A 21,510-nucleotide genomic window follows, 5' to 3' on the forward strand; every position below is an offset into this window, starting at 1 on the left:
GCTGAATGCGGCCCGGGCCAAGGGCGGCCGCATCGTCGCGGTCGGTACAACTTCGCTGCGGTTACTGGAAAGTGCGGCGGCGGAGGATGGCTCGATCCAGCCGTTCAGCGCCGACACCGCGATCTTCATCACGCCGGGCTATCGTTTTCGCGCGGTCGATATTCTCTTGACCAATTTTCATCTGCCGCGCTCGACGCTGTTCATGCTGGTGTCGGCGTTTTCGGGGCTCGATGCCATGCAGCGGGCTTATGCGCACGCAATCAAAAGCGGCTATCGGTTTTATTCGTATGGCGACGCGTGTCTCTTGTTTCGCAAATGATGCGGGTCAACAACGCGGAGCTTGCCCACCATTTTACTTTCGCCCGATAGAAGGGTGGGCACGACGCGAAAAGCGCCTTTGCCCACCCCATGCCGGCGCCGCGCGACAGCCGGCTACTTCACTTCGATCTTGCCCTTCATCTGCGGATGCAGGCCGCAGATATATTCGTAGCTGCCGGGGTCGGCGATGCTGAGTTGTGCGGTCTGTCCCTTGAGGATGACCGAGCTGCGCTGGACCTTGGCGCCGCGGATGGTGACCTGATGCGGCGAGCCGTCGGTATTGTGCCAGGTGATCGGCGCGTTGGCTGCGACCGTCACGCTTTCGGGACCGAACAGGAAATTCGCAATGCTCACGACGCCGGGGCCCGGCGGCGGAGCGGCGGCCATTTGTCCCGGCACCGTGCCCTTGAGACCCGCGAGCGAGATCACGAAATCCTGCGCCTCATGCGGCTTGTGACACTGGAAGCACGCGGTGAGATTGGCCTTTTCATTGACCTTCTTGTCGGCGCCGAAAGCCTGATACTCCCATTCGCCGTTGCGAAGGTCCGCGGGATATTCGGCGCCCCAGCCGGTGCGCTTTTCCATCACGGTATAGGCGATCAGATCACCCTTGATGAAACGGCCCTTGTCGTCCTTGGTGGGAGTACCGGCGGCGTCAAGCTGCGCCTTGTATTGCACCAGCGTGAGCACCGTGCCGCTCGGGATCGGCTCACCCTTGCGCGCGGCCTCGACCGCAGCGGCCGTCGACCACAATTCGCGATATTGCTTTACGTCGTAGCGGTCGACCGTGCTGTAAAGAACGCCCTTGTCCCAGTTTTCGGGAAACACCACCTTGTCGCCGCCGGCGAAGGCAGACAGGCCGCCGAGCGTCAGCCCGGACGCCAGGCCGAACGCAGCAGCTGTTACCGCAAGTCTGGAATTGGTCATCGAGCCCCCCACGTTATGGTTTCATAGCGCCTTTGCGTGCCGGCGTCAGTCAAGGCGCCGGCACGGCTACAACAGAACCGTGCCGACTCTTGTACGTTGAGCGCAGGAAATAGTTACGCTGAACACAAAAAACAGTTTCAGGTAGCTCCGAGGCCGGCCTTGGAGCATTGCTCGTCCTGGTCGCCGGTGACGCCGCTGACGCCCACGCCGCCGGTGACTTTGCCATCGACCATGATCGGTAATCCGCCGGGCGAGGCGAACACCCCGGGCAGGGTGGCCGTGGCTACCCCGCCCTTGTTGATCACATCCGCAAAAGCGCGCGTCGGGCGCCGGTAGGTTGCGGCAGCCCTGGCCTTGCCGACGGCGATCTCCACGCTGGCTGTTTGTGTGTTGTCCATGCGTTCGAAATACACCAGGAAGCCGTGATTATCGACCACGGCGACAGCCACGTTCCAGCCGTTCTTCTGGCATTCGGCGACGACGCCGGCTGCGATCTTCTTGGCGCCTGCGACATTAACCGCCGTGCCGTAGTCGGGGCGCTTGTCCTGAGCGGACGCGCCAATGGTAAGTGCCGCGAGTACGACGCCGGCCAGAATGGTCCTCATTTTTTATTCCTCCCCAGGGTTTATCGTGCGGGGAAGTATACCGGAACGGTTCATGAGTTCACGCCCTAAAAAGGGGCGTTTCAACTCAGGCCATGACGCGCTGCGGTAGCAACTCCGCAATCTGGATCGCATTCAGGGCGGCACCCTTCAGCAACTGGTCCGCCGCCACGAACATCGAGATCGAATGGCCGGAGGGATCGCTGGTATCCCGGCGGATGCGGCCGACCAGCACGTCATCCTGGCCCGAGGCGTCGATCGGCATCGGGAAGTAGTTTCTTACGCGGTCGTCCACGATCTTCACACCGGGCGCGCCCGACAGGATCTCGCGCACCTCGGCCTCCGTGATCGGGCGTTCGCATTCGAAGGTGATCGCCTCGCAATGCGCGCGCAACACCGGCACCCGCACGCAGGTGACGCCAACGGCAATCCGCTCGTCCTCAAAGATCTTCCGCGTTTCCTGAATGACCTTGGTCTCTTCCTCGTTGTAACCGGTGGCGGGATCGATCGGCGTGTTGTGGCTGAACAGGTTGAAGGCATAGGGGTGCGGCAGCACCTTTGGTTCATGCGTCTCGCCGTTGAGGCTGGCGCGGGTTGATTCAGCCAGTTCCTCCATGGCGGCTGCACCGCCGCCACTGGCCGCCTGATAGGTCGACAGGATCAGGCGCCTGATGCGGTTGGCCTTGTGGATCGGCCACAGCGGCACCAGCGCGGTAATCGCCGCACAGTTCGGATTGGCGATGATGCCCTTGTGATCCCTGATCCTGCCGGCGTTGATCTCGGGGATCACCAGCGGCACGTGGGGATCCATGCGGAAGGCCGAGGAGTTGTCGACCACGACAGCGCCGGCCTTCACCGCGATGGGTGCGAACCGCCTGGAAATGTCGCCGCCGGCTGAAAACAGCGCGATGTCGACGCCGGCAAAGGACTGCTCGGTGAGTTCCTCGATCACGATCCGCTGGCCGCGGAAGTCGAGGGTGTTGCCGGCCGAGCGGGCGCTCGCCAGCGCCTTGAGCTTTCCGACGCGAAAGCCGCGCCGGTCCATGGTGGCGATGAATTCGGCTCCGACGGCGCCGGTCACGCCGGCAATGGCAACAACGGGATCGTTCGTCACTTTGGTCTCCATTTATTCGAGCCGGATCGTCCGAGGCAATAAAAAAGCCCCGGACCTTTTCAGGCGGGGCTTCGGATCAGATGATGCGGGTCGTCCAACTACGCGCGCAAATCTCCCGAAGCCCGGCAGGGCTTGGTGGTTTTCGTGGTGCGTTTGGTGTTCGAGGTCATGGCGCGGGCTTATGCGGGAGAATGTTGCCGGCGTCAACGGGTTCTGGACCGAAAATATTGTGATGCAACGCCGTTGAACCGGATGCCCTTGTCGCGCGATAAGCTGATCCATGAGCCTGCCCAATCACTTCGATCTGATCGCCACCGACGGCGCCGCGCGCACCGGGCGGCTGGCGACGCCGCATGGCGTGGTGCGCACGCCGGCCTTCATGCCCGTCGGCACCGCGGGCGCGATGAAGGGTATGCACTGGCGCGAGGTGCGCGATGCCGGCGCCGATATCGTGCTCGGCAATACCTATCATCTGATGCTGCGGCCGGGCGCCGAGCGCATCGCCGCGCTCGGTGGCCTGCAACGCTTTACGGGCTGGAACGGCCCGATGTTGACGGACTCCGGCGGCTTCCAGGTGATGTCATTGTCCGAGCTGCGCAAGGTCACGGAACACGCCGTGACCTTCCGCTCGCATATTGACGGGACCAAGATCGAGTTGTCGCCGGAACGCTCGATCGAGGTGCAGCGGCTGCTCGGCTCAGATATCGCCATGCAGATGGACGAATGCATCCGGCTGCCGGCGGAGCGCGCCGATATCGAGCGTGCGATGCTTCTCTCGCTGCGCTGGGCCGAGCGCAGCAAGCGCGCGTTCGAAACCGCGCCTTCCGGCTACATGCTGTTCGGTATCGCGCAGGGCGGCGACGTGCCCGAACTGCGGCACGCCAGCGCCCGAGGGCTCGTCGAGATCGGCTTTCACGGCTACGCGATCGGCGGCCTCGCGGTCGGTGAGCCGCAGGCGGTGATGCTGGCCATGATCGAGGAGGTGGCGCCGATCCTCCCCATCGACCGTCCGAGATACCTGATGGGCGTCGGTACGCCCGAGGACATGCTGGAGGCGGTGGCGCGCGGCATCGACATGTTCGATTGCGTGATGCCGACCCGCAACGGGCGCCACGGCATGGCGTTCACGCGGTTCGGCCAGATCAATTTGAAGAATGCCCGCCACGCCGACGATCCGCGGCCGCTGGACGAGGCCAGCGCGTGGCCGTCGACGCGCGATTGCGCGCGCGCCTACCTGCACCATCTCGTGAAGTCGGGCGAGACGTTGGGGGCGATGCTGCTGTCCGAAATCAATATCGCCTATTACCAGTATTTGATGCACGGTATCCGCGATGCGGTCTCGAAAGGGACGTTTGCGGATTTTCGTGCACGCACCCGCGCCGACTGGGCGCGCGGCGACATCGAACCGCGCTGAAAAGCCGAAATCCCGGGTTGGGCGGATGCTCAGTTACAGACGAACCGCTTGACCGAATGTTTGGTCACGAACCCGTAGCCGCAGGTATCGCAGGTCCAGAGGTAACTGATGACGTCTTCCGACAAATAGGCGGAGCCTTCCGCCGCTACCATGGAGTCGGCGCAGACAGGGCAGGTCGGCAGATGACACCCACGGGGGCTGGGGTTGCACGCGACGGTCGACATGACTTCAGCGGCTGCTGGCATCGTGACCTCCTGGCGATCTGAACCTCATGCGATCTGGACTTCGCCTTTAGCATACACCGATTTGTTTGACGTTGTCGCAACACAAATGCGTTCGTTTCGCGTTATTTGGCAACTTTCCGATTTTGCATTGCAGCGAATTTCAACGCCAGGATTCCAGCTTGCGCGTTGCCACAACCTGTCCCTAATGATGGAAGACCTTCAAAATTGCATCGCATTGCCGCCACAGGAGCTTGCTTATGGACGCGCCGTCACCCCCGAGTGCAGTGCACCGTCCCGGTCGGGGCCGTGTTTTCGACTCCATCGTCGACGCGGTCGGCGACACGCCGATCGTCCGCCTGCGCAAACTGCCGCAAGCGCATGGGGTCAGCGCGACCATCCTGGCCAAGCTGGAATATTTCAACCCCGCCGCCAGCGTGAAGGACCGGATCGGGGCGGCGATGATCATCGCCATGGAGAAGGCCGGCCTGATCAATGCCGATACCGTGCTGATCGAGCCGACGTCCGGGAATACCGGGATCGCGCTCGCCTTCGTGGCGGCGTCGCGCGGCTACCGGCTGAAGCTGGTGATGCCGGAATCGATGTCGATCGAACGGCGCAAGATGCTGGCCTTCCTCGGCGCCGAGATCGTGCTGACGCCCGCGGCGCAAGGCATGAAGGGCTCGATCGCGACCGCGGAGGAACTGGTGCGCACCACGCCCAATGCGGTGATGCCGCAGCAGTTCAAAAACCTCGCCAACCCCGAAATTCACCGCCGCACCACGGCGGAGGAAATCTGGAACGATACCGGCGGCAATATCGATTACTTCGTTGCCGGCGTAGGCACCGGCGGCACCATCACCGGCGTCGGGCAGGTGCTCAAGCCCCGCAAGCCCGGCTTGCGGATCGTGGCCGTGGAGCCCGAGGAAAGCCCGGTGCTGTCAGGCGGCCAGCATACCCCGCACAAGATCCAGGGCATCGGCGCCGGTTTCATTCCCGATATCCTCGACCGCTCGGTGATCGACGAGATCGTCAGGATCAGCGGCCCGATTGCGATCGAAACCTCGCGCGCGCTGGCGCGCAGCGAGGGCATTCCCGGCGGCATTTCATCGGGAGCGGCGATCGCGGCGGCGCTGCAGATCGGCAAGCGGCCGGAGGCCGCGGGCAAGATCATCGTGGCGATCGTGCCGTCGTTCTCGGAGCGTTATCTGTCGACCGTGCTGTTCGAGGGAATCTAGCGATGGCGGATCAGCCGCGACGGCCGCGAACCCTGAACGATGCCCGCACCGAAGCGGAAGCGGCGTTCAAGAAGACAACTACAAAACTCGTCGAGGCACCGCCGAAACCGACAGCGATTCCCGGTGTGAAGGAACTGGTTTCACTGCGGATCGATCAGGACGTGCTCGAACACTTCCAGGAAGGCGGCCCCGGCTGGCAGGACCGGATCAATGACGCCTTGCGCAAGGCGGCGGGCAAATAGGCGGCGGCATCGAGAATTGAAAAAGCCCGGCGCAAGCCGGGCTTTTTGTTGGATTCGATATCGGCGGACCGGACGATCAGCGCCGGAACGCACCGCCCAACATGCCGCCGACCACGCCGCCGACAAAGGCTGCACCGGGATCGCCGCCACGAGAACCGCCACCGCCGCCACCGCCGCCACCGCTGCTGCGTTGCTGTTGCTGTTGCTGCGCACGGCGCGCCGGCTTCTTCTCTTCCCCGTCGTCCCTCGAGGCAGTTGGCGTGATCGCGACGATTTCCGTCAACAGCGCCTTGTGCTGGAACTTGTTGAGATAGCCGCTCTTGGGATAGCCGCGTGCGGCCTGCCAGCGTGTGATTACCGCGCGCGTCGCCGGGTTGAACTCGCCGGTCACCTTGGTGTCGAAACCAAGGCCGTTGAGCCGGCGCTGCACGTCGCGGCGCTGGCCCTTGTCGAGGCCGATCTGGTCTTCCGTGGTCTGGTTGGCTTCCGCATCAAATGTCTTGGGATCAATCCCGGCGGTGAGGTTGCGGGTCGCGTTGGCAGAAGCGCCATCCTGCAGCGAGGCGATCCGGGCCTGCGCCAGCGAGCGGAACTGGCCGTTCGGATAGGTGGCCAGATAGGCATTGAGTTCTTCGGGCTTGTTGGATTCCTTGACCGACCGCCAGAATTCGACCTCGACCTCCGAACCCTGGGACGCCGTCGCCATAACCGGGCCGGTCTGCGAAGGCGCCGCGGCAGTGGCGGCAGGAGCGGCGGCCTGGTTGAGATAGACCGTGCCGATCAGGTTGGTATGACCCCAGGGCAACTGGCCCTTGTTGGTCTCCTCGTTGACCTGGGCGCGGACCTTGGTCATCGCCTGCTGGATCTCCATGCCGGGGGTCGCGATGTTGGCCATCAGCGCGCGCGTGAACGGGCTGTTGGCGCCTTCCTTGCCGTCGAGCGCGGTTTGCCCGGGACCGGTGGCGAAGGCGATCAGGGTGCCTTCGCCGGACTTCATTTCCGCTAGGCCGGTTTGCACCGACACGCTGCGGGTCGCCCCGGCATTGGCCTTGATCTTGGCGGCAAACGGATTGTCGCGGCAGGCATCGAGGAACACCAGCTTGACCTTGGCGTCGCCCATGGTCTGGTCGAGCGTCAGATCGATGTTGATGGCGGCGCCGAGCTTGACGTCCATTTCCGATTTGATGTCGGCGTCGATCGGCAACAGATAGTTTACGCCGCCGATGGCGATGCCGTGGCCGGCATAGAAGAACACCGCGACGTCGGCGCCTTGCGCCTTCTTGCCGAACTCAAGCAGCCGCTCGGTCATTTTATCGCGGGTGAGGTTGGTGCCTTCGACTACTTCGAATCCCACATTGCGAAGCACGCCCGCCATCGACTTGGCGTCGATCGAGGGGTTTGGGAGCGGCTGAACATTCTTGTAGGCGCCGTTGCCGACGACAAAGGCAACACGCCTCTCGGCCTTGGCCGAATGGGCCGTAAACGCCATGCAAATCAGGGAAAGAAATATGGTGAGGTAGCGCATTCGAAATCCCCCGGTGGAATCGCGCGACTATGGGAGCAACGCTTTGCAACAGACTACACGAAAAAGCCACGCATCGTGTCGAAAATCAGGCTGTTGTCTGAATTGTGTTACCCACGTCGTTGGCCACAATAATACGCAGGCGGGCCATATTGCGTGATCTAGATCACAGTCGAGCGCGAATACGCCGGGAAAGACGGCCCAGGCAAATCGGTCACCAGAATTGGCCGGCCTCGTCTGCCGGTCAGGCTTGAGCCCGCGCCGGAGCCGCCGTCTTGAGGTTCAACAGATTGCCGGTGAGAATCAGTGCCGCGCCGAGCACGGTGAACATGTCCAGCCGCTCCGAATAGATCAGCCAGCCGGCCGCGGCGCTCAGGGGAACCCGAAGGAAGTCCATCGGGATCACCACCGTCGCATCGGCATACAGCATCGCACGCGCCATGCAGTAATGGGAAAACGTGCCGCAGAATGCGATCACGACGATCCAGCCCCAGGCCCAGGTCGACGGCCACACCCAGACATGGATCGCTGGGAAAAATCCGGCGACCGACTGCACCACAAGCATCCAGAAGATGATCGTCAGGGTATTTTCGGTGCGGGTCAGCGACTTCACCATGGCGATGGAGATGCCGAACCCGACCGCGGCAGCCAGCGCGATCAGCTGGCCCGGATTGACCTCGCCGGTCGAGGGACGAACGATGACGATGACGCCGATGATCCCGAGCACGATGGCCGCAATCTTCCACACCGTCATGCGTTCGCCGAGAAAGGCCGCGGCCAGGATCGCGGTCCAGATCGGCATGGTGAATTCGATCGATACCACCTGACCGAGCGGAATCAGGGTCAGCGCGAAGAACCAGCCGAGCTGCGCGCCATAGTGAATGAGATTGCGCGAGACATGCTGCAGCGGTCGCGCGGTCTTCATCGCCGCGAAGCCGCCGTTGATGTGGATCAGCGGATACAGCATGCAGAAGCCGAGGATCGAGCGCACTTCCATGATCTGGAAGACGTTCAGTTCGCGCGTGGTCTCGCGGCCGGCCACCGTTATGATCAGCATCAGGGCGAGCCAGCCCGCCATCCACAGCGCGGCCATCGGTATGGAAGGTGTTCGGTCCATCTTGAGCTGAGTGCCAGGCCTGCCGCGCCGGGAGTTGCGCGTAGATACGATGAGGGCAGGCCGGTATCGGCGACCCCGATCCGATTTGCAACGCGCAAATATGCCGGGGCAGTGCTGCGCCCCGCCGAAATTCGGGGTGGGAGAGCCCGCGCGATCAATGCTAAGGAACTGCGGAAATCACTTCCGGAGGAACCAGACATGCTCACCTTGCAACCGTCCGAATGGTCAAAGCCACGCGGCTTTTCGCATGGCGTCGCGGTCGCTGGTCCAGGCCGCTGGATCGTGCTGGCCGGACAGACCGGCGGCGACGAAAAGGGCGACTACGCGCCCGATATGGCCGAGCAAACCGGTACCGCGCTGCGCCGTATCATCAAACTGCTCGGCGAGGCCGGCGCCGGCCCTGAGCATATCGTCCGGCTGACCTGGTACCTGACCAGCCGTGAGGAATACCAGGCCGCGGCCGCCGGCATCGGCGCCGCCTGGAAGGGGACGCTCGGGCGCAACTTCCCGCCCTCGACGCTGCTCTACATTTCAGGTCTGGTCGATACCCGCGCCAAGGTCGAACTCGAAGTCACCGCCTTCGTTCCGAACGCCTAGATCCCGATCCGATTTATAAGAACCGGGCTCTAAACTACTGTTTTAACGCGTTTTCTTTACGCGAACCGCTGCCCACTTCGCTCGAAAACGCCTGGGAGCAATTTCACGATGACAACACGATCCACCTCCGCAGATTTTGTGACCGCGTTCGCCACCGGCTGGCCGGAGGAGCAGCCCGATATCATGGTGCTGTCGCTGACCACGCAGAGGGGCGTTCAGGATTTTGCGCTCAACAAGGAGCAGGCCTTGTTGGTCGCCAAGACCATGACGGAAACCGCCAACCGGTTGGCCAGGCCCAAGACCAGCTAGCCGATCGCGGCGAGGGCGCGTCAGGAGCGGGTCAGCGAAATTGATGTGACTCGGAATGCGCCTTCGGATCTGATGACGACGGATTGCTTGTTCCCGCGCGTCGTCAACGAGATGTTCGCGGTGAATCCGGGGCCGCTCGCAATCACCTGAAAACTGCCGCCGCCGCCGCGACCTTCGAGGTTGCCGCCGGCGTTGCGAATGCTTTCGCTCCAGGTCCCGGAGAGCGCCGCGCCATGCGCGATGACGTTGCTCGCGAGATTGAATTTGAAGCTGTCGCTGGCGCAGGTAAGGGTCTGGTTGATGGCGTTGCCGTCAGCGCGGACGGCGTAGGTGGCGCGGCATCGCACCCGCTCGGTGGACCCGTCGTCCAGCGTGATGGTGCCGCCACCCGACCAGTTGCCGGCCAGCCCGGCGAACGCTCCGGATTCCGCGTAGCCCGCGGTGCAGGTCATACAGGCAAACAAAAACGCGACGGCTGCGAATGTCAGCCGTCGCGTGTTGACGAAGATTTTGGCTGGGGGACCGTGCCTACTGCCGCGACGCTTCCCAACGACCACTGCACGGTACGCCTGCAGACGAGCCATTCCACTTCCCCGAACCGGTCTTCCCGCTGAGCTGACCGTTCGCATATGCACCATTGATCGAGACCCGTACAAGTCCCTCTTTCCCGACCTTGCCGGAAACCGCAGCGCCGCCTGCGGAAACGTTGCCATCCGTCACGACCAGCGTAGAGCTCGTGGTCGGCTGGCAGCTGCCGGATTTCGTCACCACGGTGACGCTCCAGAGCCCGTCATAGGCATTGCGGTCGGCCATGGCGGGGGCAGCCGCGATAGCGCCCGCGGCGGTAAAAGTGGAGGCAAGAAGCGCGTTGCGAATGCGATTGAGGCGCATGAATCATATCCCCGATATATGTGATGACGCGGCTTATCCCGGCAGAATGTGTTCAAAATTTGCTGCGCCGCGAAAACACGAAATGTTCCCTCCGAATCAAACATTTGTGGCCCGATTTGGTTCCAATGCCGGGAACGATCATCTGACCTGAATCAGTCTGTACCGCCGGTATTATATTACTTTGGCAGATTCGGCGCGCTGGTAGCGAATTGCTCGTCCTGCGGCTTGGCCGGCAGCGATTTGTGAGTTTTAGCGTACTCAATTACCTCTCCCAGCAGCTTCTGGCCGAGCGGGGCCAGCGCGCGCTCCCACAACTCCCGCGCGGTTTCGCCCTTCTTGACGAAGCACCATTCCTGGGCGGCGATCGCGCCGGCATCCATGCGGTCGGCGAGATGGTAGACGGAGCCGCCGGCGATCGGATCGCCCTCCCGGATGGTCCATTCGACCGCCGCGATGCCGCGGTGCCGGGGCAGCAGCGAGGGATGGTAGCCGATCCCTCCGAGTTTTGCCGCCGCCAGCGCGTCCCTGCCGATGCGGGCGTGACTGTGCGCGGTAACGATCAGATCGGTATCGGCCGCGATCTCGCCGGCGACCACCAGTTTCGGATCAGCCTGCACGGTGACCGCGATTCCGGCGTCGCGGGCAGCGGCGGCAAGCCGGTCCTCGGCATCGGCCACGACCACGCCAGCGATCACGACGCCGTGCTGGCGCAGCATGTTCAGTGTCGTCACGCCGAAATGGCGGGAACCGACCAGGGTAATCCGCATGGTGTTTGATCCGTCCAGAGCTGGCGTCCCGTCGATAACACGTCGCCGCAATCTGTCACGCCGGGGGCGCGGGCCCGACCGGGTTATCAACAGGGCGAGCGAGGGCCGTGCCCGGCGACAAAGCCGATGGCGCTCGGGGCAGCCGGACCGAGGCATCGTGCCTGGATCGCCGTTTTCTCACGCGGAGCCTTTGGGTGTAGGGTTGAGCTTCCAGGCGAAAACGGAGAACTCATCTGACCGACGATTGGATGCAATCAGGAAGGGCGGACCGGCAAACCGTCGACCGGGACTGGAATTTTGTCGGCCAGTCCGGGATCGAGGGCGTTAGCTGCAAGGAGATCCGTCCGGTAACCACCACCCACGGCACGTTGACCGAAATCTGGCGCCCTGAATGGGGGCTGGACGCGCGGGCGGTCGGGCAGGTGTTCCAGAGTCTGCTGGATCCGGGAACGGTGACGGACTGGCATGCGCATGTGCAAACCACCGATCGCCTGTTCTGCGCCGTCGGGCGAATTCGTTTGGCGCTTTACGATGGCCGCAAGTCCTCGCCGACCTTCGGGTCGGTCTGGCAACGCGTGTTCGGCCAAGAGCGGCCGCTGCTGGTGGTGGTGCCGCCGGGTGTCTGGCATGGATTGAGAGTGTTGGGGACGACCCCATCGCTCATTCTGAACATTGTCGATCGCGCCTACAGCTACGAGAGCCCCGATCACCGGCGGTTGCCTCCGGACACGCCGCATATCCCGCTGAGCCTGCTGTGACGGACGCGTCGGCTCCGCCGCAGGACGCCGGACCGCCGCCGGCGGTTTCCATCGTGGCAGCGACTTTCAACCGGCCGACGGTGCTGGCCTTTGCGATCCGCAGCGTCCTGAAGCAGGAATTTTCCGACTGGGAGCTGATCGTTGTCGGCGATCGTTGCGACGAGGCGACCGGTGAACGGGTGGCCTCGTTCGCCGACCCGCGTATTCGCTACATCAACCTTGCCCGGAATTGGGGCGAACAGTCCGGCCCCAACAATGTCGGCATTGCCCGCGCGCGGGGAAAATACATCGCATTCCTGAATCAGGATGACTGCTGGTTTCCCGACCATCTGCGCGCGGCGACCGAATGGCTCGAGGCGTGCGGCGCCGATGCCGTCGTTGCCCGTTCCGCCACGGTGGTGCCGCCGGCCGGCCAGGACGATGCGTGGTGCACATTCCTGACCGGAGCGGGGCGTGCGGGCCGCTATGACCCCGTGCTTACCGAGGGGCCGATTTCCACGCTGCTGGTCAAATCCGCCGTGGTCCGCGCCATCGGACCGTTGCGGTCAGCGTTCGATTGCTACGCGACAAGTTCGCAAGAGTGGCTGTTTCGAATCTGGCATCGCGGCTTCGACATCAGCTGCATGCCGCATCTGACCGTGTTGCTGGTGTCCTCCGGCCTGCGGCCGCTGTCCTATGTGAAATCCGATGCGCCGGAACATGCTTTTTTCGAACCGCAGTTCGAACGGCCGCTGCAGCTCAGGCTGCTGCTGCTGGACCGCTGCCGCGCGCCGCCACAGCGACCGCATTGGAGGCGCCTTGCGAAATCGGTGGCCGTGATTGGCCTGCGAGCGGCGGCACATCTTGGTTGGGCGCCGAGCGAACTGGTGCCGAGGTTCTACCTCGGTTTTCGACGTGGAACCTTCATCAACGGGCTTCGCAAGACGCGCGGCCTGCAAGCGATGCCCGAGCGCGATCCGTCGGCCGCCACACTGCGTGCCCGTTATGCTGCGGAGCTGTCGGACGGGAATGCCAAGCCGGTCTTGCCGCCGGATCGCCGATAGCTGATCCGGCCAGGAGGGTCACGCTGTGTTGCGCGATGGTGCGCTTGCTGTTGCCGCGCCACAAGAATACGCTGGAAGGCCTGGCAGCATTGGAGGTTTTTATGCCGATACTTTCTTTTGTGCCGAGACTTTCCCTGATGGCGGCGACGATGGCGCTGGTGACCTTGCCGGCCGGTATCGGGATGGCGCAGACCACGCCGAATACCGGGGCGGCGCCGGCCGCGACAGCTCCGGCGAGCCCGCCACCGGCCGCGACCACGCCGCCAGCCGCAGCTACCGCCACGGTGCCAGCTGCGAAAACGGAAACGACCGAGCCCGCGAAGTCTGCGAAAAAGAAGGCCGCGAAAAAGATGACCCGGCAGCAGGAGATCGATAAATCGATCGACAGCGGTACGGTGCCGGCGCGCTATCGCAGCCAGGTGCCGAAGGAATATCACCATTTGATTCCATTCGATAAGCGGTAGTCCGCGCGTTCAGGCGCGCGCTTTCGGCGTCATTCGGAGGGACGCAGTTGGCGGGTGGCTGCACCCCCGGAATGAGGCTGTACCGATGCCAAAAAAGGGAATTACCGGCCACGACGAGTGGGTGCTCACGGAAGCGCTCGCCACTGCACTGATCGCGCTGGAGCAACTGCCGCCGGAAAGCCAGCCACGGCCTCATATGGAGGATATCAGGAAGCTCCTGATCGCCGGTTGCCAGCAAGGTACCGTCACCGTGCATCTGGCGCAGGCCAAATGCCGGCTGTTTCCCGACCGCGATCCCCTGACGATCTATCGCGAGTATGGTCTGGAAGACGGGCAGGGCTGATAACCTGACCGGAGCCGAGGTTCACTTCCCGCTGGCACCGCCCGGCAGGAATCCCTTCAACCGCTTCCATGCGGGTGCAACGAAAAATCCAATGACCGGGATGCATGCCGCGCCGATCAACAGGCCGATGCCCCCCGATATGGCCGCATGAACGATCCATCCGAGCAGGCCCGCGGCCGCCGGGAGCGCGTGAGCCACAGCTTCCGTGGCGGCGTGGACGGCGTGTCCGATCGAAGGCGGGCCATAGATCTCCAGGCCATGCAGCACGATGCCGCCGCCAACCCAGATCATGGCAGCGGTGCCGACGGCGCTGAGCAACGTCAGGAAGGCGGGCATACCGCGAACCAGGCCGCGTCCGAGCGCCCGGCCGATGCCGCCAAACGGCGACGCGCCATGGTTTTTTGCCAGCGCCAAACCGAAATCGTCGGCCTTCACGATCAGTGCGACCACGCCATACACCGCGACGGTGATCCCGATCCCGACCAGCGCCAGCACCAGTGCCTGCGTCAGGAGGCTGCCAACGGGAACTGCCGCCAGCGTGATCGCCATGATCTCCGCCGAGAGGATGAAGTCGGTTTTGATGGCGCTTGCGACCTTTTCGTCCTCCAGGGTCTGCGCATTCAGCGCCACCGTGCCGAGCTCGGCCTCGTGCTGTTGGGCATGGTGGGGCAGGACGGCTTCGAGCAGCTTTTCCACCCCTTCGTAGCAGAGATAGGCGCCGCCAAACATCAGCAGCGGCGTGATCACCGCAGGCAGGAAGTAGCTCAGGGCCAATGCGGCGGGAAGCAGGATCAGCAGCTTGTTGCGCAGCGATCCCGCTGCGATCTTGCCCACGATCGGCAGTTCGCGCTTGGCGGCGAACCCGATCACATAGCCCGGCGTGACCGCGGTATCGTCGATCACGACACCCGCTGCCTTGGCCCCCGCCTTGACCGCCTGGCCGGCGATGTCGTCAAGGGAGGCCGCCGCCACCTTCGCAATCGCCGCGATATCGTCAAGCAGCGCGATCAGTCCGATGCTCATCAACAATTCCCTTCGTCACGTATCGGCCGGTGAGGGCGGACATGGTTTCTCGCCTCAGCTATAACCCGCTAACGAGTCAAAAACACTTCTCGAAAGGCAGCCGGCAAGATCATGAGTTTTTTCGAACGACTGAAGACCGCGGCATCCGCGGAGTGGCGGGCGTACACCGGACATCCTTTCACCAACGCGCTGGCGGACGGTTCGCTCCCCGAGGTGGCGTTTCGTCGCTACCTCGTTCAGGACTATCTGTTCCTGATCGAGTTTGCCCGTGCCTATGCGCTCGCGATCTACAAGTCGCCCAGACTTGCCGACATGCGCGAAGCGGCGGCCGGCCTCTCGGCCATTATCGACACCGAGATGAACCTGCATGTGAAGCTCTGCGCGGAATGGGGGTTGTCGCCTGTTGATCTCGAGCAAGCCCCGCCGGCGGTCGAGATGCTGGCCTATACGCGCTACGTGCTCGACGCCGGCATGCGCGGCGATCTGCTGGCGCTCAAGGTGGCGCTGGCCCCTTGTGTGATCGGCTACGCGGAAATTGCGACCCGGCTTGCGGCGCACCCCGGCGCGCTCGCTGCGTCGAATCCTTATAGCGTCTGGATCGCCGAATACGCCGGCGCAGCCTACCAGGAGGTCGCGGCCAAAGCGCGGATGCAAATGGATTGTCTCGCCGATCTCTACGCCACGCCGGCCCGGGAGGCAGACCTGACCGCGATCTTCAAGGAGGCCACCCGGCTCGAAGCCGAGTTCTGGGAGATGGGCTGGCGCGCGGGTGACGGCGGTCCTGCCAATTAGGGCAGGCCGGTCCGCTGCGGCGGCGGAAGGAACCGACATCAATCTCGGATGTTTTCTCTCGTGGTACTGGCGTTCGTATCGCCGGTTGCACGACAATCACATGACGGGAGTCGCCTAATGTCCGAAGATGACAAACCCCTTGAGCCCGAGGACTTTCCGATTCGAACCAAGAAAAAGAAAATTCTCAAGAGCGATGGCGAGACGATTGCGGAGGCGCGCAACGAGCAGACCGCGGAGGAGGTGGCGGAACGCCTCAACGCCGAAGAACAGATCCGGGAAGAGGATCGCTGGTCGGCCTGACCGATCGATGGCCCAGGCTAGTTCACAACGACGGGAGGCTCAATCGGTTTGGGCCCGGGCGATGTTGGTTCGAATGCCAATTTGGGCTGCGTCGGAATTACCTTGGCCCCTGCGGCTTGCGCTGCAGCCCTGGTGGACGCTCTGTCTGCTGCATCGGGCGCCTGCCGATGCCAGGGACCGAACTCAACAATAAGGAAGGCCGCGGTGCTGATGACGGCAACGGCGGCTGTAACGAGCAGAGGCCGGGCAACTTCTTTCTCACGCATCTTCATCTTCGGACCTTTTGTCTTCGCCAAAACAAGCCGCCCGGCCGACGCAGGTTCCCGTCGCCTCGCGCGGCGGAAGGCCGCAGAACATGCCGAGAGGGCGCAGCTCTAGCTCGTGAGTGATTTCAGCATCCCGTACGCCGACGCTGCGGCCCTGCCGCAAGTCATGGAACTTGCACCGATCTGCACCTTGCGTTTTGGCCTTCGATGGGTTTAAAGCCCGGTAACTTCATGACCGCAGGCATGAACGAGAAGCGCCGCTGCGTGGTTTTACCGCGTTCTGGACCGAGTTATGCACCCAGCATAGCCCGCGCGTTGATCGTTCTGAGCTCCCCAGACACAAAGGTATTCACGATGGCGAAGATGACCAAGAATCAGTTGATCGATGCGATTGCAGAGGGAACGCAGGTTGCCAAGGCGGACGTAAAGGCCGTTATCGAGCAGATGGCGACGGTCGGCTACAAGGAACTGAATGAATCCGGTGAGTTCGTGATTCCCGGATTCGCCAAGATGTCGGTCGTGAACAAGCCCGCCACCGAAGCCCGCAGCGGGATCAATCCGTTCACGAAAGAGCCGATGCAGTTCGCGGCCAAGCCGGCCAGCAAGTCGGTCAAGGCATCACCGCTGAAGGTTGCCAAAGACGCTGTTTGAGCACGGCTGGGGCGCGGGCCGCTCGATCGGTTCGCGTCCTGGCTAGGAGCTGGGTCTGCCAAACAGCAGATGCCCCGATCGCCACATGCGCTCGCAGGCGTCGCGAGCGAAACTCGTCCGTTGCTCGGGCTCAAGCCGCGCGAACACGGAGTGGGACAGAATTTCCGACAGGCTCCTGTTTCCGTCTGCCCGCTCCAGCAGCAAGGCCTCCGCTCTCGATATCGGGGTAGTCACTTCCCCATGAGGCGAGGCGCGCGTCAGGATCAATGCGTTGGCGTCACCGGCCAGCCTGGTGCCGGCGCGTATGAGCGGGACATATGACAGACAATCATCTGTATCGAAACGAGTCAGGAAGCGTGAGCTCTGGGGCTTCCGGACGAAAAAATCGTGCCTGGAGTTCAGCGCCGCAAGATTATCGATGATCGCCCACTGCTCCGCGGCCGGCAGCACCAAAACCCTCTCCAGCATCTCTCCGCTGAGAAACCGATCGGCGCAGTAGAGGGCGTTGTCGTTCCAACCAAAGAAAATGAGCCCGGCCGCTTCGACAAACGCCATGATCTCCGGCACCGAGTAGGCTCGATCCTGCGGGTGAAGCAGCATGTCCACCAGCCCGGCATCCCCCACATCGTCGGTAAGGTCATTGGGTAGTTTGCCGGTCGTCGAGATCAGATAATGGTACGATGGGACAGACTTCAGAAGTTCACGGGCTATCCTGACGCCCTCGGCATCTGGACCGGCGCCAAGTCGCCGCAAGATATCCTGGACCAGGTAAACGCCGGCGCGCCCCGTCGTCCCGTAAAGCATGATGGCCATGCTTCCCCTGACATCGAGTACATCCGCGAGCGCCCTCAGTCCGGCGTCGGGATCGGGAAGGTGATGAAGAACGCCGGTGGAAACGATCAGGTCAAAATCGCGATTCAACCTGGCCACGTCGAGCAGGCTCAATTGCCGGAGTTCGAGGTTGCCGAGGCTGTGTCGATCGCGAAGCCGGTTCGTATGCGCGAGGCTGGCCTCGGAAAGATCGATACCGACGACAGAACAGTCCGGGTTATTGAGGGCGATCAGTGCCGCCTGGGAAGAGCCGCAACCGGCGCATAATATGCGCAGGTCCTGCCGGGGCCGCCCCTCCGGCCACAACTGGATGCCCGCAAATCCGGGATCACACGTCAGCGGTCCCCATTGCCTCAGGAATTGCGCGGCATCCTCGATCGGCGGCGGATAGCTGTACGCCTCGTACTGCTTGCGGACCGCCTCGGTAATCGTGTCTGCCATGACGGAACTCTAGGGACTGGAGCGACGCGAGAACAGAGGTTTGCCTGTCAACGACCGATCGTTGTCCACTACTGGCCATCGCGCCGTGCGGCGATCGTCCAGGCACTGCCCATTTGATGAGAGGATTTCATGGTGAGCGCGGAGGGACTCGAACCCTCGACCCCATGATTAAAAGTCACGTGCTCTACCACCTGAGCTACGCGCTCACTTGCCGCGCTGTGTAGGGGGCGGCCGGGTGCGGGTCAATAGCGGCACGGGGCGCGCAGGCCCGGCTGGGGACGGCGCGGATTTCTGAGCCGATACGGGCCTTTATCGGCAATTCCTCACCCCTCGCAGAGGGCCTGTGGACAGCCGATTATTCGCTCAGCTGGCCTCGCGGCGGACCTCGGAGGCCACCGGCTGCTGGCTGCCGGGCACCGTCGGTATCGTCACCGGGCGCAGCCCGATCAATTCGGCGCTGCGGATACCGGTATTGCGCCAGAACGTGAACGAGTTGATCCGCGAACTCTCGAGAATTGCGATCGCCACCGCCGACAGGAACGGCAGGCTTTGCAGCACCAATACGCCGGCGAAGATGTAGATCTCGCGGACTTCCTTCTGGCTGTTGGTGACGATCAACACCGCGGCGCCGATCAGCAGCAGCACTCCGATCACGGCCTCCCAGAACGCCTGGAACTCGATCGACATCCTGGACAGGCCGCCCTTGGAAGTGCGCGCGAACGGCAGATGTTCGGTGATCAGGCCGTTGGCGACCGCGCGCGAGACGGTCCATTGCACCGACATCGCGGCGATCATGGCGCCCAGCATCTGGCCCCATTTGACCGGCACCCGCAGCCGGTACAGCACGATGAAATGCATCAGCGAGACGACGAAGGCGGCGATGATCGGCAGCGTCAGGATCTTGTCGGGAACCGCGATGCCGGCAAAGGCGACGATCGGCACCCAGATCAGATTGAGGATCGCCACCAGCACGCCGAGGCTTTCGGCGCCGAGCCAGTTCAGCCAGCCCAGTGCGAATTCGCGGCGCTGATCCGGGCTGAGCCTGCTGGCGCCGGGCAGGAACCGGCGCCAGTGCTTCTTGACGATCTGGAAGCCGCCATAGGCCCAGCGGTGGCGCTGCTTCTTGAAGGCCTCGTAGGTGTCCGGCAGCAGGCCGTGGCCGTAGCGGTGGTTGGTGTAATGCGTCAGCCAGCCGTGCTCGATGATCCCGAGGCCGAGATCGGTGTCCTCGCAGATGGTGTCGCCGGCCCAGCCGCCGGCCATGTCCATCGCCGCGCGCCGGATCAGGCACATGGTGCCGTGAACGATGATGGCGTTGCACTCGTTGCGCTGGACCATGCCGATGTCGAAGAAGCCGGCATATTCGCCGTTCATGATGTAGTGCATCAGCGAGGTGTCGCCGTCGCGATGGTCCTGCGGCGCCTGCACCAGGCCGACGCGGGGGTCGGCGAATACCGGCACCAGGTCCTTCAGCCAGTCCGGCTGCACCACATAGTCGGCGTCGATGATGCCGATGATCTCGGCGTCCACCGCGGTGCGCGCCATGGCGATGCGCAGCGCGCCGGCCTTGAAGCCCTCGACCTTCTCGGCGTTGATGAACACGAAGCGCTCGCCCAGCGCGCGGCAGTGATCCTGGATTGGCTGCCAGAATTCCGGATCGGGCGTGTTGTTGATGATGACCACGCATTCGAAATTCGGATAGTCCAGCTTGGCCACCGCATCGAGCGTCTGCTTGAGCATGTCGACCGGCTCGAAATAGGCGGGGATGTGGATCGAGACCTTGGGGAAGGTGATGGCCTCGCCGATGGTCGCCGGCGCCAGCGCGGCGCCCTTGACGATCAGCCGGCGCGGCTTGTGGCCAAAGGCAACGGCGGCGATGTCCTCGATCCGCGCCATCGCGATCAGCACCAGGGGAACCAGCAGGATCAGTCCCAGCGTCAGCGCGAAGGCGGAGCCGAACACGAAGTAGTGGCCTTCCCAGTATGCAAACACCGTGGCCGTCCACGTGCCGACGCCGGCGGCCGCTGCCGACAGCAACGCAGATTGCAACATCGTGGGGCTGGCGAGGCGCACGATCGGCAGCGACAGCAGGATGCCGACCAGCACGGCGATGGCCGCGAGCTTCCAGTAGTTCTCGTTTACGATCGGTCCGGTCCAGGCGAATTTCGGTTCGCGGGCGGCGTTGAGGATGCCCCAATAGGGTCCGACGCCGCCTTCGAAGAACTTCCAGGGCTGATCGATCGCCTCGACGATATTGTAGTCCATGCCGATGGCTTCGGCCCGGGTGACGAAATTGCGCAGCACCGCGGCCTGCTCGAAGGTGCCGGGCTCGGCGTTCTTCAGATTGTAACCGGCGCTCGGCCAGCCGAATTCGGCGATCACGATCCGCTTGCCCGGAAATTTGTCGCGCAGCAGCCCGTAGAGATAGACCGCCTGGTCCACCGCCTGTTTGTCGGTGAAGTTTTCCCAATACGGCAGCACGTGCGCGGCGATGAAGTCGACGGACGAGGCAAGTTCCGGATTGTCGCGCCAGATGTTCCAGATTTCACCTGTGGTTACAGGGACATTGACCGACTTTTTGACCTGCTTGATCAGCTCAACGAGGTCTTCGACCTTCTGCTCGCCGCGAAAGATCGTCTCGTTGCCGACGACGATGCCGTTCACATTGCTGTTGCGCTTGGCGAGGCTGATGGCGGCCTGGATTTCGCGCTCGTTGCGCTCGGTGTTCTTGTCGATCCAGGCGCCGACCGTGACCTTCAATCCGAATTCAGCCGCGATCGGCGGCACCAGTTCGACGCCGCCGGTCGAGGAGTAGAGCCGGATCGCGCGGGTCAGCGGCGCCAGGGTTTTGAGGTCGGAGCGGATTTTTTCGACGCTGGGAATGTTGTCGACGTCGGGATGCCCGCTGCCCTCGAACGGGGCGTAGGACACGCTGGGCAGTTTGCCCCTGAAATCGGGAGCCTGCTGCTTTTCGCGCAGCACGCCCCACAGAGCGGCATGCGCGGCAGTCACACACAAGAGAACGGCGACCACGGCGCGCATCGAGACTAAACCGTATGAGGGGGCCAATATGGCACGGAAGCGGATCCGTCCCCGAGATCCGACCAAGTCAGCGGCAAACCGAGCATATCTCTGCCACGCGATTTAACAACTCTTATGACGCCGTGGCGTTTTGAGGGCGCGAATATTTACAGGACGTGAATATTCTGATCGTTCCGGAAAACCGGAACGATTGCAGGGTTACTTCGCTGCAGGCGCCGGAGTAGGGGCGGCGGCAGGCTGCGCCGCGGCGGGGGCCGGCGCGGCGCCGGCGGTGGCC

25 protein-coding genes and 1 tRNA gene are annotated in these 21,510 nt (G+C 63.2%); 13 read left to right on the forward strand and 13 right to left on the reverse strand.

Annotated features, from left to right (window positions below):
• The coding region (locus tag Q8N40_RS12840; protein WP_305712088.1) for an S-adenosylmethionine:tRNA ribosyltransferase-isomerase at positions 1-319 on the forward strand (319 nt) is incomplete at its 5' end.
• A 113-nt stretch (positions 320-432) separates the two neighbouring features.
• Here Q8N40_RS12840 and Q8N40_RS12845 read toward each other — a convergent pair.
• The 3 genes from Q8N40_RS12845 to Q8N40_RS12855 form a co-directional block, all read right to left on the reverse strand.
• The gene (locus tag Q8N40_RS12845) at positions 433-1,245 is read right to left on the reverse strand and encodes a cytochrome P460 family protein (protein WP_305712089.1); all 813 of its coding nucleotides are present in this window, start codon (positions 1,243-1,245) and stop codon (positions 433-435) included.
• A 137-nt stretch (positions 1,246-1,382) separates the two neighbouring features.
• Positions 1,383-1,850, reverse strand: a complete 468-nt coding sequence (locus tag Q8N40_RS12850; RefSeq protein WP_305712090.1) for a heme-binding protein — start codon at positions 1,848-1,850, stop codon at positions 1,383-1,385.
• An 85-nt stretch (positions 1,851-1,935) separates the two neighbouring features.
• Positions 1,936-2,973 (reverse strand): aspartate-semialdehyde dehydrogenase, encoded by a 1,038-nt coding sequence (locus Q8N40_RS12855; RefSeq protein ID WP_305712091.1) that lies wholly within the window; start codon positions 2,971-2,973, stop codon positions 1,936-1,938.
• Positions 2,974-3,241: 268 nt separating this feature from the next.
• Between Q8N40_RS12855 and tgt the strand changes: the two genes are divergently transcribed.
• Positions 3,242-4,375 (forward strand): tRNA guanosine(34) transglycosylase Tgt, encoded by a 1,134-nt coding sequence (tgt, locus tag Q8N40_RS12860; RefSeq protein ID WP_305712092.1) that lies wholly within the window; start codon positions 3,242-3,244, stop codon positions 4,373-4,375.
• 29 nt (positions 4,376-4,404) lie between these two features.
• On the opposite strand, the gene Q8N40_RS12865 is transcribed toward tgt, so the two are convergent.
• Positions 4,405-4,620 carry a hypothetical protein gene (locus tag Q8N40_RS12865; protein WP_305712093.1) on the reverse strand — a complete coding sequence of 72 codons (216 nt, stop codon included), beginning with the start codon at positions 4,618-4,620 and terminating at the stop codon, positions 4,405-4,407.
• 236 nt (positions 4,621-4,856) lie between these two features.
• Between Q8N40_RS12865 and cysK the strand changes: the two genes are divergently transcribed.
• Complete coding sequence (gene cysK, locus Q8N40_RS12870; RefSeq protein ID WP_305712094.1) at positions 4,857-5,834, forward strand: cysteine synthase A; 978 nt, start codon at positions 4,857-4,859, stop codon at positions 5,832-5,834.
• Between the two features lie 2 nt (positions 5,835-5,836).
• Entirely contained in the window at positions 5,837-6,076 is a 240-nt protein-coding gene (locus tag Q8N40_RS12875) for a BrnA antitoxin family protein (RefSeq protein ID WP_305319665.1), read from the forward strand.
• A gap of 76 nt (positions 6,077-6,152) precedes the next feature.
• Here Q8N40_RS12875 and Q8N40_RS12880 read toward each other — a convergent pair whose 3' ends face one another.
• Positions 6,153-7,601 carry a caspase family protein gene (locus Q8N40_RS12880; protein ID WP_305320937.1) on the reverse strand — a complete coding sequence of 483 codons (1,449 nt, stop codon included), beginning with the start codon at positions 7,599-7,601 and terminating at the stop codon, positions 6,153-6,155.
• 241 nt (positions 7,602-7,842) lie between these two features.
• A complete protein-coding gene (locus Q8N40_RS12885; protein ID WP_305320938.1) occupies positions 7,843-8,715 on the reverse strand; it encodes a DMT family transporter in 873 nt (290 codons plus the stop codon).
• A gap of 198 nt (positions 8,716-8,913) precedes the next feature.
• Here Q8N40_RS12885 and Q8N40_RS12890 point away from each other — a divergent pair, with 198 nt between their 5' ends.
• Together Q8N40_RS12890 and Q8N40_RS12895 are read left to right on the forward strand one after the other, a co-directional pair.
• Positions 8,914-9,312, forward strand: a complete 399-nt coding sequence (locus Q8N40_RS12890; protein WP_305712095.1) for a RidA family protein — start codon at positions 8,914-8,916, stop codon at positions 9,310-9,312.
• Between the two features lie 108 nt (positions 9,313-9,420).
• Positions 9,421-9,621 (forward strand): hypothetical protein, encoded by a 201-nt coding sequence (locus Q8N40_RS12895; protein WP_305320940.1) that lies wholly within the window; start codon positions 9,421-9,423, stop codon positions 9,619-9,621.
• 20 nt (positions 9,622-9,641) lie between these two features.
• Here the strand turns inward: Q8N40_RS12895 and Q8N40_RS12900 are convergent, their stop codons facing one another.
• The 3 genes from Q8N40_RS12900 to Q8N40_RS12910 all read right to left on the reverse strand — a co-directional run bounded on the left by Q8N40_RS12900 (position 9,642) and on the right by Q8N40_RS12910 (position 11,279).
• Entirely contained in the window at positions 9,642-10,073 is a 432-nt protein-coding gene (locus Q8N40_RS12900) for a hypothetical protein (protein WP_305320941.1), read from the reverse strand.
• Positions 10,074-10,149: 76 nt separating this feature from the next.
• Positions 10,150-10,512: a hypothetical protein gene (locus Q8N40_RS12905; protein WP_305320942.1), complete on the reverse strand. Its 363-nt coding sequence runs from the start codon at positions 10,510-10,512 to the stop codon at positions 10,150-10,152.
• 176 nt (positions 10,513-10,688) lie between these two features.
• Positions 10,689-11,279: a formyltransferase family protein gene (locus tag Q8N40_RS12910; protein WP_305320943.1), complete on the reverse strand. Its 591-nt coding sequence runs from the start codon at positions 11,277-11,279 to the stop codon at positions 10,689-10,691.
• Between the two features lie 248 nt (positions 11,280-11,527).
• On the opposite strand from Q8N40_RS12910, the gene Q8N40_RS12915 reads away from it, so the two are divergent.
• The 4 genes from Q8N40_RS12915 to Q8N40_RS12930 all read left to right on the forward strand — a co-directional run bounded on the left by Q8N40_RS12915 (position 11,528) and on the right by Q8N40_RS12930 (position 13,887).
• Positions 11,528-12,037 (forward strand): dTDP-4-dehydrorhamnose 3,5-epimerase family protein, encoded by a 510-nt coding sequence (locus Q8N40_RS12915; RefSeq protein WP_305320944.1) that lies wholly within the window; start codon positions 11,528-11,530, stop codon positions 12,035-12,037.
• Positions 12,034-13,080: a glycosyltransferase family 2 protein gene (locus tag Q8N40_RS12920; protein ID WP_305320945.1), complete on the forward strand. Its 1,047-nt coding sequence runs from the start codon at positions 12,034-12,036 to the stop codon at positions 13,078-13,080. The genes Q8N40_RS12915 and Q8N40_RS12920 overlap by 4 nt, the downstream gene beginning before the upstream one ends.
• A 101-nt stretch (positions 13,081-13,181) precedes the next feature.
• Positions 13,182-13,544 (forward strand): hypothetical protein, encoded by a 363-nt coding sequence (locus tag Q8N40_RS12925; RefSeq protein ID WP_305320946.1) that lies wholly within the window; start codon positions 13,182-13,184, stop codon positions 13,542-13,544.
• 85 nt (positions 13,545-13,629) lie between these two features.
• Complete coding sequence (locus tag Q8N40_RS12930; protein ID WP_305320947.1) at positions 13,630-13,887, forward strand: hypothetical protein; 258 nt, start codon at positions 13,630-13,632, stop codon at positions 13,885-13,887.
• A 21-nt stretch (positions 13,888-13,908) separates the two neighbouring features.
• On the opposite strand, the gene Q8N40_RS12935 is transcribed toward Q8N40_RS12930, so the two are convergent.
• Entirely contained in the window at positions 13,909-14,910 is a 1,002-nt protein-coding gene (locus tag Q8N40_RS12935; protein ID WP_305712096.1) for a DUF808 domain-containing protein, read from the reverse strand.
• Positions 14,911-15,021: 111 nt separating this feature from the next.
• Here Q8N40_RS12935 and Q8N40_RS12940 point away from each other — a divergent pair, with 111 nt between their 5' ends.
• From Q8N40_RS12940 to Q8N40_RS12950, 3 genes are all read left to right on the forward strand, one after another.
• Positions 15,022-15,702, forward strand: a complete 681-nt coding sequence (locus Q8N40_RS12940) for a TenA family protein (protein ID WP_305712097.1) — start codon at positions 15,022-15,024, stop codon at positions 15,700-15,702.
• A gap of 117 nt (positions 15,703-15,819) precedes the next feature.
• On the forward strand, positions 15,820-16,002 hold the full coding sequence (locus tag Q8N40_RS12945; protein WP_305712098.1) for a hypothetical protein: 183 nt from the start codon (positions 15,820-15,822) through the stop codon (positions 16,000-16,002).
• Between the two features lie 620 nt (positions 16,003-16,622).
• Positions 16,623-16,919, forward strand: coding sequence for an HU family DNA-binding protein (locus tag Q8N40_RS12950; RefSeq protein ID WP_305320951.1), 297 nt, complete (start codon positions 16,623-16,625; stop codon positions 16,917-16,919).
• A gap of 42 nt (positions 16,920-16,961) precedes the next feature.
• Here Q8N40_RS12950 and Q8N40_RS12955 read toward each other — a convergent pair whose 3' ends face one another.
• The 3 genes from Q8N40_RS12955 to Q8N40_RS12965 form a co-directional block, all read right to left on the reverse strand.
• Positions 16,962-18,191, reverse strand: a complete 1,230-nt coding sequence (locus Q8N40_RS12955) for a bifunctional 2-polyprenyl-6-hydroxyphenol methylase/3-demethylubiquinol 3-O-methyltransferase UbiG (protein ID WP_305712099.1) — start codon at positions 18,189-18,191, stop codon at positions 16,962-16,964.
• Positions 18,192-18,321: 130 nt separating this feature from the next.
• Positions 18,322-18,397, reverse strand: a tRNA-Lys gene (locus tag Q8N40_RS12960).
• A 157-nt stretch (positions 18,398-18,554) separates the two neighbouring features.
• Positions 18,555-21,233, reverse strand: coding sequence for a glycosyltransferase (locus Q8N40_RS12965; protein ID WP_305712100.1), 2,679 nt, complete (start codon positions 21,231-21,233; stop codon positions 18,555-18,557).
• Positions 21,234-21,510: the final 277 nt, after the last annotated feature.

It is taken from the genome of Bradyrhizobium sp., from assembly GCF_030693485.1.
GTDB lineage: Bacteria > Pseudomonadota > Alphaproteobacteria > Rhizobiales > Xanthobacteraceae > Bradyrhizobium.

Excerpts from the sequence above, each read along its gene's own strand:
- Q8N40_RS12965 (WP_305712100.1), bottom strand. The coding sequence starts at position 21,233 with ATGCGCGCCGTGGTCGCCGTTCTCTTGTGTGTGACTGCCGCGCATGCC.
- Q8N40_RS12905 (WP_305320942.1), bottom strand. The coding sequence starts at position 10,512 with ATGCGCCTCAATCGCATTCGCAACGCGCTTCTTGCCTCCACTTTTACC.
- Q8N40_RS12955 (WP_305712099.1), bottom strand. The coding sequence starts at position 18,191 with ATGGCAGACACGATTACCGAGGCGGTCCGCAAGCAGTACGAGGCGTAC.
- Q8N40_RS12855 (WP_305712091.1), bottom strand. The coding sequence starts at position 2,973 with ATGGAGACCAAAGTGACGAACGATCCCGTTGTTGCCATTGCCGGCGTG.
- Q8N40_RS12930 (WP_305320947.1), top strand. The coding sequence starts at position 13,630 with ATGCCAAAAAAGGGAATTACCGGCCACGACGAGTGGGTGCTCACGGAA.
- Q8N40_RS12935 (WP_305712096.1), bottom strand. The coding sequence starts at position 14,910 with ATGAGCATCGGACTGATCGCGCTGCTTGACGATATCGCGGCGATTGCG.
- Q8N40_RS12945 (WP_305712098.1), top strand. The coding sequence starts at position 15,820 with ATGTCCGAAGATGACAAACCCCTTGAGCCCGAGGACTTTCCGATTCGA.
- Q8N40_RS12875 (WP_305319665.1), top strand. The coding sequence starts at position 5,837 with ATGGCGGATCAGCCGCGACGGCCGCGAACCCTGAACGATGCCCGCACC.
- cysK (WP_305712094.1), top strand. The coding sequence starts at position 4,857 with ATGGACGCGCCGTCACCCCCGAGTGCAGTGCACCGTCCCGGTCGGGGC.
- Q8N40_RS12895 (WP_305320940.1), top strand. The coding sequence starts at position 9,421 with ATGACAACACGATCCACCTCCGCAGATTTTGTGACCGCGTTCGCCACC.
- Q8N40_RS12890 (WP_305712095.1), top strand. The coding sequence starts at position 8,914 with ATGCTCACCTTGCAACCGTCCGAATGGTCAAAGCCACGCGGCTTTTCG.
- tgt (WP_305712092.1), top strand. The coding sequence starts at position 3,242 with ATGAGCCTGCCCAATCACTTCGATCTGATCGCCACCGACGGCGCCGCG.
- Q8N40_RS12915 (WP_305320944.1), top strand. The coding sequence starts at position 11,528 with ATGCAATCAGGAAGGGCGGACCGGCAAACCGTCGACCGGGACTGGAAT.
- Q8N40_RS12865 (WP_305712093.1), bottom strand. The coding sequence starts at position 4,620 with ATGCCAGCAGCCGCTGAAGTCATGTCGACCGTCGCGTGCAACCCCAGC.
- Q8N40_RS12910 (WP_305320943.1), bottom strand. The coding sequence starts at position 11,279 with ATGCGGATTACCCTGGTCGGTTCCCGCCATTTCGGCGTGACGACACTG.
- Q8N40_RS12880 (WP_305320937.1), bottom strand. The coding sequence starts at position 7,601 with ATGCGCTACCTCACCATATTTCTTTCCCTGATTTGCATGGCGTTTACG.
- Q8N40_RS12845 (WP_305712089.1), bottom strand. The coding sequence starts at position 1,245 with ATGACCAATTCCAGACTTGCGGTAACAGCTGCTGCGTTCGGCCTGGCG.
- Q8N40_RS12885 (WP_305320938.1), bottom strand. The coding sequence starts at position 8,715 with ATGGACCGAACACCTTCCATACCGATGGCCGCGCTGTGGATGGCGGGC.
- Q8N40_RS12940 (WP_305712097.1), top strand. The coding sequence starts at position 15,022 with ATGAGTTTTTTCGAACGACTGAAGACCGCGGCATCCGCGGAGTGGCGG.
- Q8N40_RS12950 (WP_305320951.1), top strand. The coding sequence starts at position 16,623 with ATGGCGAAGATGACCAAGAATCAGTTGATCGATGCGATTGCAGAGGGA.
- Q8N40_RS12850 (WP_305712090.1), bottom strand. The coding sequence starts at position 1,850 with ATGAGGACCATTCTGGCCGGCGTCGTACTCGCGGCACTTACCATTGGC.
- Q8N40_RS12925 (WP_305320946.1), top strand. The coding sequence starts at position 13,182 with ATGCCGATACTTTCTTTTGTGCCGAGACTTTCCCTGATGGCGGCGACG.
- Q8N40_RS12900 (WP_305320941.1), bottom strand. The coding sequence starts at position 10,073 with ATGACCTGCACCGCGGGCTACGCGGAATCCGGAGCGTTCGCCGGGCTG.